Source organism: Rodentibacter sp. JRC1, assembly GCF_020521555.1.
Classification (GTDB): Bacteria; Pseudomonadota; Gammaproteobacteria; order Enterobacterales; family Pasteurellaceae; genus Rodentibacter; species Rodentibacter abscessus.
This window is the reverse complement of the sequence record NZ_BPWA01000001.1, coordinates 511,263-531,807: the sequence shown is the minus strand read 5'-3', so window position 1 is coordinate 531,807 and position 20,545 is coordinate 511,263. Positions and strand designations below refer to the sequence as shown.

Sequence of the window (20,545 nt, the reverse complement as noted above, 5' to 3'; positions counted from 1 at the left end):
CCGTCCTTGCTTTTGCAAGATAAGTACGAACCGATAAACTTCAAGAGTAGTCTGTAAAAATTTTGATAAAAGATGGTGAAATCTGAAAAGTGCGGTAGAATTGTGAGCAATTTTTATAGGTAAAAGGATAAGTTATGAAAAAATCAAAAGTCGTGATTAGCGTGGTTGCCGTGCTTGGCGCTGCTTGGATTGGTGGGGCGTGGTTTACCGGTCAAACGGCAGAAACTGAATATAAACGCCAAATTGACCTGACAAACCAACGTTTCAAACCATTAAATGTGTCGGATTTTTTTCATGTCACATTTAAAAATAAACAATTTGAACGCGGTTTGTTTAGCTCTCAAATAGAAGATGAAATTGTCATTTCACTTCCGCAAGAACAAAAACAATGGACGATTCCATTTTCAACCAAACTTTACCACGGGCCTTTGCCACTTAACCAACTGGCTAAATTTAATCTTGTACCGGTAATGTTTTCAGCGGAGGGGGCTATTGCAAAAAATGAAACAACACAACCATTGTTTGATGTAACAAAATCCGATAAGCCGATTCAATATCAGGCTTCTACCGGTTATGGTTTAAGCACGAAAGGAAGTGTGTCATTGGCGGCAGGGGAAGTATCCGAACAAGAATCAAACAATAAATTGACGTGGTCAAAAATGAACGTTGATTTTGATGTGAATAAAGATCTTTCGGGTTCTTCTTATTTAACTGCTGATGAACTTAGTGTGAATTTTGTTGATGATAGTAAAATCAGATCAAGTCAAAATAACTCAAAATCAGTGCAAATTCAATGGAAAGGCATCCAATCTAATAGCACTTTTGAGCCGACTAAATGGGCATACATTTATACCGGAAAAGGAACCTCCTCCATTGAAAGTATAGTTATGAACATTTTAGATCAACAGGGTGTTCCTTTTTCTTTCGTTGAGAAAGGTGTAAAAGATGAATTGGACGTCAGCCTTGACGGTGATTTCGTTAGTATAAAAGAGGCTCGTTCAACGGATTCAATGATGATTAATGATAAATCGTTAGGTAAGGTGGTTTATAATTTTGAGCTTAATCATATTGAAGGCAATGCTTTGAATGCACTTATGGACGCATTTGTGAACATTTTGAAAACAGTGAAAGACAATAATGCAAATGCCGTTAATCAAATTTTAGAAACTTGGTTTGCAGAGCATGGCAAGGCGATTTTTGATAATCAACCGCAGGTGAAGTTCAATCCGATTTCAATTTCCGATGAGCAAGGTAAATTATCTTTAGACTTAAATATTGCCCTTGCGCAAAAACCAACCTTTGATTTAATGCGTGGCAATCTTTACAAACAATTTAAAGATTTTGCGGTAGAAGTTTGGTTGAATAAAGCCACGGCTGAAAATCTTCTTGCGAAGTTTGTACCGGAGCAAGAGAAAGCAAATCTTAATGCGAAAATAGAAGAGTTTGCCGCAGAAGGGGCAAATAACGGCGTTGTTGTGAATAGTGAAAAATCAGTGAGTATGAAACTTGTACTTGAAAATGGTGAATTGAAATTAAATGGTAATGTCGTACCGGAAGAACAGGTTCAAGGTATTATTTTTATGTTGTTAATGAGTGCCGCAATGCCACATTGATTCGGTTCGTTATTTTCAGTAAAAGAGGGAGATAAAGTGATTTATCTCCTTTTACTTTTTAAGTTTAAGTGCGGTCAAAAAATAGTGAATTATTTACTGAAATTTTAGCCCAAGCGTTCTTTTAAATACCCTTCATAATCGGGAATTTCAATTTCTACGTTTTGTGCAAACAAAGCGGAGGTAAGTAAAAAATCCGCAGAAGTTTGATTGATGGCAACGGGAATATTCCACACGGTTGCAATACGCATTAATGCTTTCACATCGGGATCGTGTGGGGCGGCATTCATTGGATCCCAGAAGAAAATCATCATATCGATTTTCTTTTCTGCAATAAGTCCGCCAAGTTGTTGGTCTCCTCCCATTGGTCCGCTTAATAATGGGTGAATGGTTAGGTTTGTTTTACGAGCCAGTAAATGTCCGGTAGTACCCGTAGCATAAAGTTGATGAGGAGCAAGAGTAGCTTCGTGTTTTTGTGTCCATTGAATCAGGCTTTGTTTGCAATTGTCATGGGCGACAAGCGCAATGCGTTTATGTTGAGAAAGGGTTCGAAAAGTGGAGTTCATTTATCTGTCCTTTTATTAAAGAAATAATGAGTAGACTTTAGAGTAATCCTTATATGAATGCAATCTTTTACTTATTACTCAGATTACCCGATGAAAACTTTTTGAAAAACGACCGCACTTTCCTTCAAATTGCATAAAAAGAAAACGGAGAAAAAACGTTGTTTGACGAAAATTCACTATCTTTATTTAAAAAAATCTTCTAAAATTTACAAGATTTGTTAAATGTTTGTAAAATTAAGGCAAGCATTTCTAATATTCGCGTTTGGCTTTCGGCTAAACTAACTTTCACTTGATAACAGATAAGGAAAACCTATGTCTGAGATTTTAAAAAATGACGTGGATCCAATCGAAACTCAAGATTGGTTACAATCATTGGATTCTTTGATTCGTGAAGAAGGCGTTGAACGTGCGCAATACATTATTGAACAGGTAATCGGTCAGGCGCGTACCAACGGTGTTTCGTTACCAACAGGCGTAACTACAGATTATGTGAATACCATTCCGGTCTCCGAACAACCGGCTTACCCCGGTGATCACGCGATTGAACGCCGTATTCGTTCTGCCGTTCGTTGGAATGCGATTGCGATGGTTTTACGTAGTCAGAAGAAAGATCTTGACTTAGGTGGTCACATTTCTACTTTCCAATCTGCGGCAACGATGTATGAAGTGTGCTACAACCACTTTTTTAAAGCGGCGACTGAGAAAAACGGCGGCGATTTAATTTTCTTCCAAGGTCATGCTGCACCGGGTATGTATGCACGTGCATTTTTGGAAGGTCGTTTAACGGAAGAACAATTGGATAATTTCCGTCAAGAAGCCTTTGTCGATGGTTTGTCTTCTTATCCTCACCCTAAATTAATGCCTGAGTTTTGGCAATTCTCAACGGTTTCAATGGGTTTAGGCCCGGTTAATGCGATTTATCAAGCCCGTTTCTTAAAATATTTAGATAATCGCGGCTTAAAAGATACCAAAGATCAAAAAGTTTACGCTTTCCTTGGTGACGGTGAAATGGATGAGATCGAATCCAAAGGCGCATTAACCTTTGCTGCACGTGAAGGGTTGGACAATTTAATCTTTACGGTAAGCTGTAATCTTCAACGTTTAGACGGTCCGGTAAATGGTAACGGTAAGATCGTTCAAGAATTAGAAGGTTTATTCACCGGTGCCGGTTGGGAAGTGATTAAAGTATTGTGGGGCGGTAACTGGGATAAGTTATTCGCCAAAGATACGTCCGGTAAATTGACACAATTGATGATGGAAGTGGTTGATGGCGACTATTTAACTTTCAAATCAAAAGACGGTGCTTATGTGCGTGAACATTTCTTCGGTCGTTATCCTGAAACTGCCGCATTAGTTGCCGATATGACGGATGATGAAATTTGGGCGTTACGCCGTGGTGCGCATGATGCCGAAAAACTTTATGCCGCATACGCAAAAGCACAGAAAGCAACTAAACCGGTTGTTATTTTAGCGCAACAAGTGAAAGGCTATAAAATCCCTGAGGCGGAAAGTAAAAATACCGCTCACCAATCTAAAAAAATGTCTTATGACAGCCTTAAAGGTTTCCGTGATTATTTCCAATTGCCATTAACCGATGAGCAAGTTGAAAACCTTGAATATATTAAATTCCCTGAAGGTTCTGAAGAGTACAATTATTTGCACGGTCACCGTCAAGCATTAAACGGCTATGTTCCTGCCCGTAAAGCTAAATTTGACGTAGAGTACAAAGTCCCTGCATTAGAGGAATTTAAAGCCTTACTTGAAGAGCAACCGCGTGGTATTTCAACGACGATGGCATTTACCCGTGCATTAAATGTTTTATTGAAAAATAAAGATATAGGTAAAACGATCGTGCCAATCATTGCCGATGAAGCCCGTACTTTCGGTATGGAAGGATTATTCCGTCAAATCGGTATTTATAACCCGTATGGTCAAAACTATGTACCTTCGGATCGTGATTTAGTGGCTTACTATCGTGAAGCAAAAGACGGTCAAGTATTACAGGAAGGTATCAATGAGTTGGGGGCAACCGCTTCTTGGTTGGCTGCGGCTAATTCCTATTCCGTTAATAACCAACCGATGATCCCATTCTTTATCTATTACTCAATGTTCGGTTTTCAACGTGTAGGCGATATGATGTGGGCGGCAGGTGATCAACTGGCACGTGGCTTTATGATTGGCGGTACTTCAGGTCGTACAACATTAAATGGTGAGGGTTTACAACACGAAGACGGTCACAGCCATATTCAAGCGGGCGTGATTCCAAACTGTATCACTTACGATCCGGCATTTGCATTTGAAGTTGCAGTGATTATGCAAGACGGTATCAACCGTATGTACGGTGAAAAACAAGAAGATGTGTTCTACTATATGACCACATTGAACGAAGTCATGGATCAACCGGCAATGCCGGAGGGTGCGGAAGAAGGTATCCGTAAAGGTCTATACAAATTTGAAACGGTTGAAGGAAAAGGCAAAGGTCACGTTCAATTGTTAAGTTCAGGGGCGATTATGCGCCACGTTCGTGAAGCGGCACAAATTCTTGCAAATGATTACGGCGTTACTTCCGATGTATTCTCTGCTCCGTCATTTAATGAATTAGCACGTGAAGGTCATGATGTTGCACGTTGGAACTTATTACACCCAACAACAGAACAACGAATCCCTTATGTTGCGCAAATCTTAGCTGATTTACCGACAGTTGCTGCAACCGACTATATCAAATCTTATGCGGATCAAATCCGTGCATTTGTACCGACCAAACACTACCACGTGCTTGGTACGGATGGTTTCGGTCGTTCGGACAGCCGCGCAAACTTACGTGAACATTTTGAAGTGGATGCTCGTTATGTTGTGGTTGCCGCACTTTCTCAATTGGCAAAAGAAGGTACGGTAACAAATCAGGTTGTGGCGGATGCCATTGCAAAATTCGGTTTGAATATCGATCGAATCAATCCGCTTTATGCGTAATTGATGGAAACTGCGGTCAAAAACGCCTGTAAATTTGACCGCACTTTATTAAGGAACAAAAAATGTCAAAACAAATTCAAATTCCTGATATCGGTAGCGATGAAGTTACCGTAACAGAAGTAATGGTAAAAGTGGGTGATACCATTTCTGTGGATCAAAGCATTATCAATGTAGAAGGTGACAAGGCTTCTATGGAAGTTCCAGCACCGGAAGCAGGTGTTGTGAAAGAAGTATTAGTTAAAGTAGGTGATAAAGTTACTACCGGCACTCCAATGCTCGTTTTAGATTCAGCGGCGGCCGAAGCACCGGTTCAGGCTGAGCCAAAAACTGAATCGACAGCTGCACCAACGGTTGCAAGTGTTGTTGAAGTCAATGTACCGGATATCGGTTCTGACGAAGTCAACGTAACGGAAATTATGGTGAAAGTTGGTGATTCTGTTGAAGTGGATCAATCTATCATCAATGTGGAAGGTGACAAAGCTTCCATGGAAGTACCGGCTCCAATCGCAGGTGTGGTGAAGGAAATTTTAATTAATGTCGGTGATAAAGTCACCACCGGTAAATTAATCATGAAATTTGAAGTTGCAGGCTCAGCATCTACAGCTTCAGCTCCGGCTCAAGAAACAACAGCGGCTCCGGCTTCTACGGTTACTGCGATTAAAGATGTGAATGTACCGGATATCGGTGGAGACGAAGTTAACGTAACCGATATTATGGTTGCGGTGGGGGATACGGTTTCGGAAGAACAATCTTTAATCACCGTTGAAGGTGATAAAGCTTCAATGGAAGTACCTGCACCGTTTGCCGGCGTGGTAAAAGAAATCTTAGTGAAATCAGGTGATAAAGTATCAACAGGTTCATTAATTATGCGTTTTGAAGTCGCAGGTTCTGCACCTGCCGCTCCGGTTGCTCAAGCGGCTGCACCTGTACAAGCTGAGCCTACTTCGGCAGCACAACCGGCACAAAGCGGTAATGTTTCCGGTTTAAGCCAAGAACAGGTTGTGGCAAGTGCGGGTTATGCGCACGCAACCCCGGTGATTCGTCGCTTAGCCCGTGAATTCGGTGTGAATTTAGACAGAGTAAAAGGTACGGGGCGCAAGGGTCGTATCGTTAAAGAAGATCTTGAGGCTTACGTTAAAACCGCAGTGAAAGCTTACGAAAGCGGCGCAACGGTTGCAGCTGCCGGTAGTGGTGTGGCGAATGGCGCAGGCTTAGGTTTATTACCATGGCCGAAAGTCGACTTCAGTAAATTCGGTGAAATTGAAGAAGTTGAATTAAGCCGTATCAATAAAATTTCCGGTGCGAATTTACATCGTAACTGGGTGATGATTCCACACGTAACGCATTTTGATAAAGCCGACATTACGGATTTAGAAGCATTCCGTAAAGAACAAAACGTATTAGCGGAAAAACAAAAACTTGGCGTGAAAATCACACCGGTTGTGTTTATTATGAAAGCGGTAGCTAAGGCATTAGAAGCGTACCCACGTTTCAATAGTTCGATTACAGAAGATGCGCAACGTTTAATTCTGAAAAAATACATTAATATCGGCGTGGCGGTGGATACGCCAAACGGCTTAGTCGTACCGGTATTCAAAAATGTGAATAAAAAAGGCATTATCGAGCTTTCTCGCGAATTAATGGAAGTATCGAAAAAAGCACGTGAAGGTAAGCTAACGGCATCCGATATGCAAGGCGGTTGTTTCACGATTTCCAGCCTTGGCGGTATTGGTACGACTCACTTTGCGCCAATCGTCAATGCGCCTGAAGTCGCTATTTTAGGTGTATCTAAATCTGCGATGGAACCGGTGTGGAACGGTAAAGAATTTACGCCTCGCTTAATTCTCCCAATGTCATTATCTTTCGACCACCGAGTTATTGATGGGGCGGATGGCGCACGTTTCATTAGCTATATCGGTTCTGTATTGGCTGATTTACGCCGTTTAATTATGTAATCGTAACGCCTCTCGATTGAGGGGCGTTTTTCACTTTCTCCTGATCGCTCAAAGAGCGGTCAATAATTTCAACGTTTTTACGAGGTAAAAATGAGCAAAGAAATTAAAACCCAAGTCGTTGTACTTGGTGCAGGCCCGGCAGGTTATTCAGCAGCATTTCGTTGTGCGGATTTAGGATTGGAAACGGTTCTTGTTGAACGTTATTCAACGCTTGGTGGTGTGTGCTTGAATGTAGGTTGTATTCCGTCTAAAGCATTATTACATGTTGCAAAAGTGATCGAAGAAGCAAAACACGCTGAGAAAAACGGGATTTATTTTAGTGAGCCTAAAATTGATTTAGACCAAGTGCGTGCAGGTAAAGATGCGGTTGTTGCAAAATTAACGGGCGGTCTCGCCGGTATGGCGAAACAACGTAAAGTTACCGTTGTTGAAGGTTTAGCGACATTTGCCGATCCAAACACATTGGTTGCACGTGATCGTGATGGCAACCCGACCACTATTAAATTTGATAATGCAATTATTGCAGCGGGTTCCCGCCCGATCGAATTACCCTTTATTCCACATGAAGACCCTCGCATTTGGAATTCAACCGATGCCCTTAAATTAAAAGAAGTGCCGAAGAAACTCCTCATTATGGGCGGCGGTATCATTGGGTTAGAAATGGGAACGGTTTACCACGCATTAGGTTCTGAGATTGAGGTTGTAGAAATGTTTGACCAAGTTATTCCGGCGGCGGATAAAGATATGGTGGCAATCTACACTAAACAAATCGAGAAAAAATTCAAACTCATGCTTGAAACGAAAGTTACTGCGGTTGAAGCAAAAGACGATGGTATCTATGTTTCAATGGAAGGCAAAGCCTGTAACGATACCAAACGTTATGATGCGGTATTAGTAGCGATCGGTCGTGTACCGAACGGAAAATTAATTGATGCGGGCAAAGCAGGTGTAGAAGTGGACGAACGCGGTTTTATTCACGTTGATAAACAAATGCGTACTAACGTGCCGCATATTTTCGCCATCGGCGATATTGTCGGTCAGCCGATGTTAGCACATAAAGGGGTTCACGAAGGTCACGTTGCGGCAGAAGTGATTGCAGGACAAAAACACTATTTTGATCCGAAAGTCATTCCATCAATCGCTTATACCGAGCCGGAAGTAGCATGGGTGGGTAAAACCGAAAAAGAATGTAAACAAGAAGGATTAAATTATGAAGTTGCCAAATTCCCATGGGCGGCTTCCGGTCGTGCGATTGCCTCCGAATGTTCAGAAGGTATGACCAAATTAATCTTCGACAAAGATACTCATCGTATTCTCGGTGGAGCAATTGTCGGTGCAAACGGCGGTGAATTATTAGGTGAAATCGGTCTTGCGATTGAAATGGGATGTGATGCGGAAGACATTGCATTAACTATCCATGCTCACCCAACTTTACATGAATCTGTTGGTTTGGCTGCGGAAGTCTTTGAAGGTTCGGTGACAGATCTTCCGAATGCGAAAGCAAAGAAAAAATAATAAAGTTTTAATGATTAAAAAGGTAACGCATTCTGTGTTGCCTTCTTTTTTGAGAGGTTTATCACAAATTTTCATAAAAGTTCAATTTTAATTAGCAATTTGTTCTTATATTTGATAGTCTTCAAAAGACTTAATCCTCTGCTTTTTCTTTTTGGTATTTTTTTATTTTCAATATGTTAAAACGAATTTTAATGATTGTTGGATTGGTAACTCTCGCAACTGCTTGTTCAAGTAATATGAATTATGCTCAAAACGGCAGAATTTCAGAGAGTGATGATGTTGAATTCCGCAGCAAATTAGAAAGAGGGGAGCCTAATCACCATCATAAACTCCGGACAAATCGCCCTCAAAGCGGTTTAATCGGTGATAAGGCACTTGCCGGAGTTTACAATGAATGGGTTGGTACGCGTTATCGAATGGGCGGAACCAATAAACGTGGTATTGATTGTTCGGCATTTATGCAAACTGCCTTTTGGTCGGCGTATGGTATTGAATTGCCGCGTTCTACAGCAGAACAACGGCATTTAGGACGTAAAATCGGCAAACAAGAATTAAAGAAAGGTGATTTGGTGTTCTTCCGTGGTAATAACCATGTGGGGGTTTATATTGGTAACAACCGATTTATGCACGCCAGCTCAAGCCAAGGGGTAACCATTAGCTCTTTAAACGAAAACTATTGGGCAAGGACCTATACTCAATCCCGTCGCATTATGTAAAGTGCGGTCATTTTTTATAAAAATTTTGATACTGAAAAAGCTGAAAAGCTTATTTTCAGGTTTATTAAAAAGAAAGTATTTTTTACTTATCGGTTATATTAAAAAAAGCTTTTATTTTAGGAACATGAAACATACACTGATGAGCACAGCACAGCACAGCACAGCACAGCACAGCACAGCACAGCACAGCACAGCACAGCACAGCACAGCACAGCACAGCACAGCACAGCACAGCACAGCACAGCACAGCACAGCACAGCACAGCACAGCACAGCACAGCACAGCACAGCACAGCACAGCACAGCACAGCACAGCACAGCACAGCACAGCACAGCACAGCACAGCACAGCACAGCACAGCACAGCACAGCACAGCACAGCACAGCACAGCACAGCACAGCACAGCACAGCACAGCACAGCACAGCACAGCACAGCACAGCACAGCACAGCACAGTTATAGCGTAAATCTTTCTTCTTATCAGCTAAAACCCAAGGTTAACGGTTTTTATTTATTAAAAACCGTTAACCTTGGGTTTTTTTGTTTTTCATTAAACTCAAGTGACTGATATTTATTAGATCTTTTACATACGAATTTTCCTTATTATCGGGTTTTATTCACATAACAAGGGAAGTCGGTATCGGATTGAATCATAAAATAAAGAGGTTTATGTATGAAAAAAACATTATTAGGAGTCGGTATTGTATTAGCGCTAAGCGGTTGTGCCCGTGATGCTAATCAACCATTAGAAGTATGGAGCAATTTTAGTCAAACGAAATTGGAAACCCAACTCGGGGAAAATCAAGCCTTAGCGGTCTTTTATCGTCAAGATGATTTTCAAGGTGCGGCAACCAATATCTATGTTGATGGCGATTATCAAGCATCATTGCTTCCAAAAGCATATAGTGCGGTGGCTGTTTGCGCGGATAAACATTTATTTAGTACATCTTTTAGTTCAAATCAAAAATTCGGAAATCGAAGCCAAGGTGCAAGCTACACCTTACCGGTGGGCGACATCGCTTACGTAAGAGTGTCGCAAAGTGCTAACGGACAACCTTACTTAGAACGAGTAGAGCCTTCGGTTGCCGAGCAAGAAATTGCAAACTTACCGAAAGAAAACCAAACCTTATCACGTGTTCCAATGGCGAATAATTGCCAACCACCGGTCGTGATTGCAGCGATAGCAGTAGATAGCAACGCCTTATTTGCTTTCAACAAATTCGGTTACAACGATATTCTTCCGGCCGGCAGAGAAAAATTAGAAAACTTTATAGAACAAGTAAAAACCTTAAAGGTTTCTCACATTATGGTTGGCGGTCACACCGATAATTTAGGTTCTGACAGCTACAACCAAACCCTATCTGAAAAACGTGCAAATAGCGTGAAACAACAGTTACAACAAGCCGGTATTAGCGCACCTGTCAAAGCTATCGGCTTTGGTAAAAAAGAACCGGTGGTAACGAATTGTTCGGCATTAACCGGTGCGGCAAAAAATCAATGTAATTTACCTAACCGTCGTGTAGAGATTACCGTTTACGGTGAAAAATAATTGAAGAGAGAATAGCTTATGTCAACTACATTAAAAGTATTAAGTGCGAAAAAAGTGATTGCCAGCCATCAAATTAATCAGGGTGAGGCACTGATCATCGAAGCCAGAGATAAATCAAATTACCAATTAATTAACGATCAAACCGGTCTTGCACCGCAAAATATCATAGCCAAACGTGAAGGAAAAGATCTGAAAATTTTCCTAGAAGACGGTGATATGAGCGAAGATGTCATCATCAAAAACTATTATGGTGATGAAAACAGCGAAGAGACCACGAACCTAGTTGTCGGACAACACGAAAACGGTGGTATCTACGCTTACGTACCGGAATCGGGCTTAAAATCGGAAGCGGTCAGTATGTTGGCGGAAGAAGTTGCCGCACCACAAGCATTAGGCGGTGAAGATTTAGCCGGTGCATTTTGGGCATTTAACCCATGGTGGTTACTTGCGCTTGTTCCCCTTGCAGCAGGCATTGCGATTGCGGCGAACAATGGTGGCGGAAGCGGTAGCAAAAATAATGAAAATAAAGACACCACAGCGGATAGCCCGAAATTAAAAGCGGAAAATGACGGTTCGGTAAAAGTCACACCGGGAGCGGACAATACCACAGTTGAGATTAAATATACTGATGAAGCTGGTAAGGAGCATACCGCTATCGTGAAAAAAGATAGCGATGGTAAATGGACATCGGATGATCCGAATGTGATTGTCAATGATGATACTTTCACTATTCCTGCAGATAAAGTGAAAGATGGTTCAAAAGTCACCGCTGAAGGGACGGACAATGCCGGAAATAAAGCAAGCGATGAAGTAACAGCCGGTTCAAATCCTGTCGAACCGCAGCCGGAGCCACAACCGCAGCCGGAGCCACAACCGCAGCCGGAGCCACAACCACAACCGCAGGATACAAAAGCAGATAAACCTGTATTAAAAGCAGAAGATGATGGTTCGGTAAAAGTCACACCGGGAGCGGACAATACCAAAGTTGACATCAAATACATTGATGAAGACGGCAATGAGAAAACCGCGACAGTTGAAAAAGATAGCGATGGTAATTGGACATCAACTGATCCTAATGTTGTTGTAAATCCGGATGGCACCTTTACTATTCCGGCTGATAAAGTAAAAGATAACTCGAAAGTTGAAGCGACGGGTACCGATGAAAAAGGTAACAAAGCGGATGCGGATACGGTAACGGCAGGTAATAACCCAAGCACTCCACGCGTACCGGGCGATGTAGACGGAGACGGTGATACGGACGATGATGACAACGATAACACCACAGAAAAAGGTGCACCGAAAGTGACGCTTCCGGAAGCGACAGATGGTTTCATTAACAAAGGTGAAGCGGAGTCTGATGGCGGCGTACCGGCGGAAGTGACCTTACCGAAAAATACCAAAGCAGGTGATACGGTTACAGTCACGGTAACGAAACCGGATAACACAACAGTTGAGGTCTCACATGTAGTAACCCCTGATGAAGAAACCGCAGGTAAAGTGTCGGTGACAATCCCTACAGCCGATGTTGCAACAGATGGTGATTACAAAGTGACTGCAAAAGTGACGACGCCGGAAGGGCAATCCAGCAAAGAAAGTGCGGAAGTCCCATTCAAGGTAGATCAAACCGCCCCGACAGCGCCGGATGCGGAAGCGCAAACGGATGGTTCGGTCACGGTAGAGCCGAAAGGTGACGACCCGGTAACCATTAAATACCAACCGGAAGATGGTAGTCCGGAGAAAGAATTCACAGTGAAGAAAGATGACAACGGCAACTGGGTATCGGATGATAAACCGGCGAATGTTGTAGTTGACCCGGCTACGGGTAAAGTTACGATTCCGGCGACAGAAGTGAAAGACGGTTCGGAAGTGACGGCAACAGCGAAAGATCCGGCGGGTAATGAGTCGAAAGATACGGCGAACGCAGGCAACAACCCAAGCACTCCACGCGTACCGGGCGATGTAGACGGAGACGGTGATGCGGACGATGATGACAACGACAACACCACAGAAAAAGGTGCACCGAAAGTGACGATTCCGGAAGCGACAGATGGTTTCATTAACAAAGGTGAAGCGGAGTCTGATGGCGGCGTACCGGCGGAAGTGACCTTACCGAAAAATACCAAAGCAGGTGATACGGTTACAGTCACGGTAACGAAACCGGATAACACAACAGTTGAGGTCTCACATGTAGTAACCCCTGATGAAGAAACCGCAGGTAAAGTGTCGGTGACAATCCCTACAGCCGATGTTGCAACAGATGGTGATTACAAAGTGACTGCAAAAGTGACGACGCCGGAAGGGCAATCCAGCAAAGAAAGTGCGGAAGTCCCATTCAAGGTAGATCAAACCGCCCCGACAGCGCCGGATGCGGAAGCGCAAACGGATGGTTCGGTCACGGTAGAGCCGAAAGGTGACGACCCGGTAACCATTAAATACCAACCGGAAGATGGTAGTCCGGAGAAAGAATTCACAGTGAAGAAAGATGACAACGGCAACTGGGTATCGGATGATAAACCGGCGAATGTTGTAGTTGACCCGGCTACGGGTAAAGTTACGATTCCGGCGACAGAAGTGAAAGACGGTTCGGAAGTGACGGCAACAGCGAAAGATCCGGCGGGTAATGAGTCGAAAGATACGGCGAACGCAGGCAACAACCCAAGCACTCCACGCGTACCGGGCGATGTAGACGGAGACGGTGATGCGGACGATGATGACAACGACAACACCACAGAAAAAGGTGCACCGAAAGTGACGATTCCGGAAGCGACAGATGGTTTCATTAACAAAGGTGAAGCGGAGTCTGATGGCGGCGTACCGGCGGAAGTGACCTTACCGAAAAATACCAAAGCAGGTGATACGGTTACAGTCACGGTAACGAAACCGGATAACACAACAGTTGAGGTCTCACATGTAGTAACCCCTGATGAAGAAACCGCAGGTAAAGTGTCGGTGACAATCCCTACAGCCGATGTTGCAACAGATGGTGATTACAAAGTGACTGCAAAAGTGACGACGCCGGAAGGGCAATCCAGCAAAGAAAGTGCGGAAGTCCCATTCAAGGTAGATCAAACCGCCCCGACAGCGCCGGATGCGGAAGCGCAAACGGATGGTTCGGTCACGGTAGAGCCGAAAGGTGACGACCCGGTAACCATTAAATACCAACCGGAAGATGGTAGTCCGGAGAAAGAATTCACAGTGAAGAAAGATGACAACGGCAACTGGGTATCGGATGATAAACCGGCGAATGTTGTAGTTGACCCGGCTACGGGTAAAGTTACGATTCCGGCGACAGAAGTGAAAGACGGTTCGGAAGTGACGGCAACAGCGAAAGATCCGGCGGGTAATGAGTCGAAAGATACGGCGAACGCAGGCAACAACCCAAGCACTCCACGCGTACCGGGCGATGTAGACGGAGACGGTGATGCAGACGATGATGACAACGACAACACCACAGAAAAAGGTGCACCGAAAGTAACGGTTCCGGAAGCGACAGATGGTTTCATTAACAAAGGTGAAGCGGAGTCTGATGGCGGCGTACCGGCGGAAGTGACCTTACCGAAAAATACCAAAGCAGGTGATACGGTTACAGTCACGGTAACGAAACCGGATAACACAACAGTTGAAATCCCACATGTAGTAACGCCTGATGAAGAAAGAGCAGGTAAAGTGTCGGTGACAATCCCTACAGCCGATGTTGCAACAGATGGTGATTACAAAGTGACTGCAAAAGTGACGACACCGGAAGGGCAATCCAGCAAAGAAAGTGCGGAAGTTCCATTCAAGGTAGATCAAACCGCCCCGACAGCGCCGGATGCGGAAGCGCAAGCGGATGGTTCGGTCACGGTGGAGCCGAAAGGTGACGACCCGGTAACCATTAAATACCAACCGGAAGATGGTAGTCCGGAGAAAGAATTCACAGTGAAGAAAGATGACAACGGCAACTGGGTATCGGATGATAAACCGGCGAATGTTGTAGTTGACCCGGCTACGGGTAAAGTCACGATTCCGGCAACGGAAGTGAAAGACGGTTCGGAAGTAACGGCAACGGCGAAAGATCCGGCGGGTAATGAGTCGAAAGATACGGCGAACGCAGGTAACAACCCAAGCACTCCACGCGTACCGGGCGATGTAGACGGAGACGGTGATGCGGACGATGATGACAACGACAACACCACAGAAAAAGGTGCACCGAAAGTAACGGTTCCGGAAGCGGCAGATGGTTTCATTAACAAAGGTGAAGCGGAGTCTGATGGCGGCGTACCGGCGGAAGTGACCTTACCGAAAAATACCAAAGCAGGTGATACGGTTACAGTCACGGTAACGAAACCGGACGGTTCAACAACACCGGTAACCCATACAGTAACCCCTGATGAAGAAACCGCAGGTAAAGTGTCGGTGACAATCCCGACAGCCGATGTTGTAACAGATGGCGATTACAAAGTGACGTCAAAAGTGACGACACCGGAAGGGCAATCCAGCAAAGAAAGTGCGGAAGTCCCATTCAAGGTAGATCAAACCGCCCCGACAGCGCCGGATGCGGAAGCGCAAGCGGATGGTTCGGTCACGGTAGTACCGAAAGATGAGAATCCGGTTACCATTAAATACACGGATGAAACGACAGGTGAAGAAAAAGAGTTCACCGTGAAGAAAGATGACAACGGCAACTGGGTATCGGATGATAAACCGGCGAATGTTGTAGTTGACCCGGCTACGGGTAAAGTTACGATTCCGGCGACAGAAGTGAAAGACGGTTCGGAAGTAACGGCAACGGCGAAAGATCCGGCAGGTAATGAGTCGAAAGATACGGCGAACGCAGGTAACAACCCAAGCACTCCACGCGTACCGGGCGATGTAGACGGAGACGGTGATGCGGACGATGATGACAACGACAACACTACAGAAAAAGGTGCACCGAAAGTAACGGTTCCGGAAGCGGCAGATGGTTTCATTAACAAAGATGAAGCAGAGTCTGATGGCGGCGTACCGGCGGAAGTGACCTTACCGAAAAATACCAAAGCAGGTGATACGGTTACAGTCACGGTAACGAAACCGGATAACACAACAGTTGAAATACCACATGTAGTAACGCCTGATGAAGAAACCGCAGGTAAAGTATCGGTGACAATCCCTACGGCCGATGTTGCAACAGATGGTGATTACAAAGTGACTGCAAAAGTGACGACACCGGAAGGGCAATCCAGCAAAGAAAGTGCGGAAGTCCCATTCAAGGTAGATCAAACCGCCCCGACAGCGCCGGATGCGGAAGCGCAAGCGGATGGTTCGGTCACGGTAGTACCGAAAGATGAGAACCCGGTTACCATTAAATACACGGATGAAACGACAGGTGAAGAAAAAGAGTTCACCGTGAAGAAAGATGGTGACAACTGGGTATCAGAGGATAAACCTGAAAATGTTGTGATTGACCCGGCTACGGGTAAAGTTACGATTCCGGCAACGGAAGTGAAAGACGGTTCGGAAGTGACGGCAACAGCGAAAGATCCGGCGGGTAATGAGTCGAAAGATACGGCGAACGCAGGCAACAACCCAAGCACTCCACGCGTACCGGGCGATGTAGACGGAGACGGTGATGCGGACGATGATGACAACGACAACACTACAGAAAAAGGTGCACCGAAAGTAACGGTTCCGGAAGCGACAGATGGTTTCATTAACAAAGGTGAAGCGGAGTCTGATGGCGGCGTACCGGCGGAAGTGACCTTACCGAAAAATACCAAAGCAGGTGATACGGTTACAGTCACGGTAACGAAACCGGATAACACAACAGTTGAAATCCCACATGTAGTAACGCCTGATGAAGAAACCGCAGGTAAAGTATCGGTGACAATCCCTACAGCCGATGTTGCAACAGATGGTGATTACAAAGTGACTGCAAAAGTGACGACACCGGAAGGGCAATCCAGCAAAGAAAGTGCGGAAGTTCCATTCAAGGTAGATCAAACCGCCCCGACAGCGCCGGATGCGGAAGCACAAACGGATGGTTCGGTCACGGTAGAGCCGAAAGGTGACGACCCGGTAACCATTAAATACCAACCGGAAGATGGTAGTCCGGAGAAAGAATTCACAGTGAAGAAAGATGGTGACAACTGGGTATCAGAGGATAAACCTGAAAATGTTGTGATTGACCCGGCTACGGGTAAAGTCACGATTCCGGCAACGGAAGTGAAAGACGGTTCGGAAGTAACGGCAACGGCGAAAGATCCGGCGGGTAATGAGTCGAAAGATACGGCGAACGCAGGCAACAACCCAAGCACTCCACGAGTACCGGGCGATGTAGACGGAGACGGTGATGCGGACGATGATGACAACGACAACACTACAGAAAAAGGTGCACCGAAAGTAACGGTTCCGGAAGCGACAGATGGTTTCATTAACAAAGGTGAAGCGGAGTCTGATGGCGGCGTACCGGCGGAAGTGACCTTACCGAAAAATACCAAAGCAGGTGATACGGTTACAGTCACGGTAACGAAACCGGACGGTTCAACAACACCGGTAACCCATACAGTAACCTCTGATGAAGAAACCGCAGGTAAAGTATCGGTAACAATCCCTACAGCCGAGGTTGCAACAGATGGTGATTACAAAGTGACTGCAAAAGTGACGACGCCGGAAGGGCAATCCAGTAAAGAAAGTGCGGAAGTCCCATTCAAGGTAGATCAAACCGCCCCGACAGCGCCGGATGCGGAAGCGCAAACGGATGGTTCGGTCACGGTAGAGCCGAAAGGTGACGACCCGGTAACCATTAAATACCAACCGGAAGATGGTAGTCCGGAGAAAGAATTCACAGTGAAGAAAGATGACAACGGCAACTGGGTATCGGATGATAAACCGGCGAATGTTGTAGTTGACCCAGCTACGGGTAAAGTCACGATTCCGGCGACAGAAGTGAAAGACGGTTCGGAAGTAACGGCAACAGCGAAAGATCCGGCGGGTAATACGGCGGAAGATACAGCTACTGCAGAAAATAATCCGGTAGAAAATAAACCAACCATCGACATCACTGAAATTGCAGGCGATAGTCAAGGTGCTAATGTTACTGATGATGGCACAGGGGCTGGAGATGTTTATGCGCAAATTAGCCCTGCAGAAGCAGCCGCAGGCTTTATTATCCGCGGTACAAGTAAAGATATCAGCGGTGATATTACTGTTACAATCGCTGAAAAGGGGGCTGCTGCGATAGTAACGAAAACAGTTGCTGTTGGGGCTGATGGTAGTTGGTCTGTTAATGTTGGTGCGGGTGAAGTTACGAATTATTCTTCAACTAAAGAATATGAAGTAAAAGCAGCCGGTTCTTCGGCAGCGAACGTTGCGGCAGAAGATATTGATTACACTGCATCAACTCCTCAAGTAACATCAATTAAATTGAAAGATAATTTAACCGATGAACCGCTTGTGGATGGTACTTATCAGTATAGTGATTTTTACCAAGATGGTGATGCGAAATATGTTGGTGATGTGGCTAATGCAGCAGATTTATCTCAAGCGACCAGCTTGGCCACAGGCTTAACCAATGATAAAGCCGCAGTGTTGGAATTTACGCTTGATAAAGCTCCAACTTCAGGACAAACTGTGAAAGTTTATCGTTATACTTTATCTGATAGTTCTGATGTTAATGCAGCTCAAACCGAATTTGGTAAAACCGATGTAACCGGTGATATGACGGTATCTTCAGATGGATTAACTTATACCATGACACCGAAAGGCGACAACGTTCTAACGGATACTTATAGCCAAGGCTATCGCTACAAAGTCGTCGTTGAAGATAAAAACGGTGATGAACTATCAACGGGTGGCAAAGGTACATTTGATTTCCGTTTGGACTCTTTAGTCGAGCAAATGTCTGTTGAAAAATTTGACATTACTAGCGGTGAAGTTGTTTTTGCACCGACCGGCTTATCCGAAGTGGGGGCCACCGTTGAGTATCGCTATGCAACGGGTTCAGGCACTAGCAATTGGGAAAAAGTAACTGCTAATGGAGATGGTAAATACGCATTGCAATTAACTAATTTCAACCGTTTTAAAGCGGGTGCATTAGAATTGCGTGTTACGGATGCGGCAGGTAACATTTCTGAAAGTAAAGTAAGTGTATTGCGTAATTTATTTACCAATATGAATAAGGAAATTGGTCCAGATCCAAGTAAGAAATATGCGATAGCACAGGATGGTGGTTTTGATGATTCTACATCATCAGGATTAGGTAATCTAAGACAACTTACCACAACAGGAGATAATGGAGGATTCGTCACCACAGATGGCAATGATACGATTATTGTTGGTTTAGACTATAAGCCATTTGGAAATATGGGCATATATAACGGATCATTTGGTGCTGTTGGTAATGATCAATTTAATCTTGATACCGGTACGGGAGATGATAGCGTGCAATTCCGTGGTACTGCTCAATCAATGCATAATGGTAAAATTACAATGGGGGCTGGTAATGACCGAATCTCTATTGCTAATGGCTTAGTGATTGGTGGTTATACCTTTGATTTAGGTCAAGCTGATGATAAAGCCGGAGATACTAACATTCTTTACGTTGGTGGCAATGTCGTTAATGCTTCTACTTCTAAAATCTATGGTGGTGCAGGTAATGACTCCGTTCAAGTTGACGGTACTTATGATGGTGCTAAAACTATTGATTTAGGTGAGGGTAACAACGAATTGCGTGTCGGTTTCGGTGCATCCGGTGGAACAGATCTTGTAAAAGCAACCACTTTCACCTCAGGAGCCGGAGATGACATTATTTCTGTTAAAGGAAGTATTAGTACTATTGCAGGTCAAAAACAAACCTTTAATTTAGGTGATGGTGACAACCTTGTAGAAGTTGGTAGAGATATTGATACTGATGGAACGTTTACTTTCGGAAGTGGGCGAGATACTGTCAGTATTAAATCTTGGTTGAAAGGCGGAACCTTCAATTTTGGTGATGGAAATGACGACTTAATCGTTAACACTATTGCGAAATCAGCAGCTGACAATGTCAAGATTAACATGGGGGGCGGTGATGACAGCGTTACTGTAACTGGTAAACAGATCAATACCGGTTATGGTGCGATTGATGGTGGTGAGGGTAATGATACTTTCTTCTTACAAGGTGCTGATCTCAAACTTGATATGAGCCAAGTATTGAACTTTGAAACCATTGATATGCGTGCAGTCACCGGCGGTACAGGTAATCAGAAAGTTGCCTTGACGTTAGCGGATTTACAACGTACCGGTGATAACATTACTGAGCTTTATATTAAAGGTGATGCCGGTGATACCGTTGACTTCGGGAATAACGGCAATACAGCCAAGGTTGGTAGCAATGGTCTTACCGAGTTTAAAGATAGTGGACTTCCAGCACAAGCAAACTGGAACGTATGGCAAAAAACCGGAACCGATATCGTAAAAGACGGTGTAGTGTATGATAAATATACTTACTACGGTAAAACTGGCGAAGTAAATGATGAAATCGTTTATATCCAACAAGGTATAAGCATTATCTAATTTTTCACTTAATATTTGTTAAACCAAATCCCCTAAGGTTCTCCTTAGGGGATTTTTTTACTTAAAGTGCGGTCAATTTGTTAAGTTTTTTGGTCTATAAAGATGCTTAGCAAGGGGTCCCCGTATAGCTTTTGATTCTTTTTTCAAGTTATAGGG

9 protein-coding genes are annotated in these 20,545 nt (G+C 44.2%); 8 read left to right on the top strand and 1 reads right to left on the bottom strand.

From position 1 onward, the window contains the following. Window positions 1-134: 134 nt before the first annotated feature. Window positions 135-1,613 carry a YdgA family protein gene (locus tag HEMROJRC1_RS02360; RefSeq protein WP_226691449.1) on the top strand — a complete coding sequence of 493 codons (1,479 nt, stop codon included), beginning with the start codon at window positions 135-137 and terminating at the stop codon, window positions 1,611-1,613. A gap of 104 nt (window positions 1,614-1,717) precedes the next feature. Here the strand turns inward: HEMROJRC1_RS02360 and mgsA are convergent, their stop codons facing one another. Beyond that, window positions 1,718-2,176, bottom strand: coding sequence for a methylglyoxal synthase (mgsA, locus tag HEMROJRC1_RS02355; RefSeq protein ID WP_226691448.1), 459 nt, complete (start codon window positions 2,174-2,176; stop codon window positions 1,718-1,720). A 312-nt stretch (window positions 2,177-2,488) separates the two neighbouring features. Between mgsA and aceE the strand changes: the two genes are divergently transcribed. The 7 genes from aceE (at window position 2,489) to HEMROJRC1_RS02320 (ending at window position 20,389) form a co-directional block, all read left to right on the top strand. Continuing rightward, a complete protein-coding gene (gene aceE / locus HEMROJRC1_RS02350; RefSeq protein WP_226691447.1) occupies window positions 2,489-5,146 on the top strand; it encodes a pyruvate dehydrogenase (acetyl-transferring), homodimeric type in 2,658 nt (885 codons plus the stop codon). 62 nt (window positions 5,147-5,208) lie between these two features. Further along, window positions 5,209-7,101: a pyruvate dehydrogenase complex dihydrolipoyllysine-residue acetyltransferase gene (gene aceF, locus HEMROJRC1_RS02345; RefSeq protein ID WP_226691446.1), complete on the top strand. Its 1,893-nt coding sequence runs from the start codon at window positions 5,209-5,211 to the stop codon at window positions 7,099-7,101. A gap of 90 nt (window positions 7,102-7,191) precedes the next feature. Continuing rightward, complete coding sequence (gene lpdA / locus HEMROJRC1_RS02340) at window positions 7,192-8,616, top strand: dihydrolipoyl dehydrogenase (RefSeq protein WP_226691445.1); 1,425 nt, start codon at window positions 7,192-7,194, stop codon at window positions 8,614-8,616. 173 nt (window positions 8,617-8,789) lie between these two features. Then, entirely contained in the window at window positions 8,790-9,332 is a 543-nt protein-coding gene (locus HEMROJRC1_RS02335; RefSeq protein WP_226691444.1) for an NlpC/P60 family protein, read from the top strand. A gap of 124 nt (window positions 9,333-9,456) precedes the next feature. Continuing rightward, entirely contained in the window at window positions 9,457-9,792 is a 336-nt protein-coding gene (locus HEMROJRC1_RS02330) for a hypothetical protein (RefSeq protein WP_226691443.1), read from the top strand. 211 nt (window positions 9,793-10,003) lie between these two features. Next, the gene (locus HEMROJRC1_RS02325; protein WP_226691442.1) at window positions 10,004-10,879 is read left to right on the top strand and encodes an OmpA family protein; all 876 of its coding nucleotides are present in this window, start codon (window positions 10,004-10,006) and stop codon (window positions 10,877-10,879) included. An 18-nt stretch (window positions 10,880-10,897) separates the two neighbouring features. Then, window positions 10,898-20,389, top strand: a complete 9,492-nt coding sequence (locus tag HEMROJRC1_RS02320) for a calcium-binding protein (RefSeq protein WP_226691441.1) — start codon at window positions 10,898-10,900, stop codon at window positions 20,387-20,389. The last annotated feature ends 156 nt before the right edge of the window (window positions 20,390-20,545 follow it).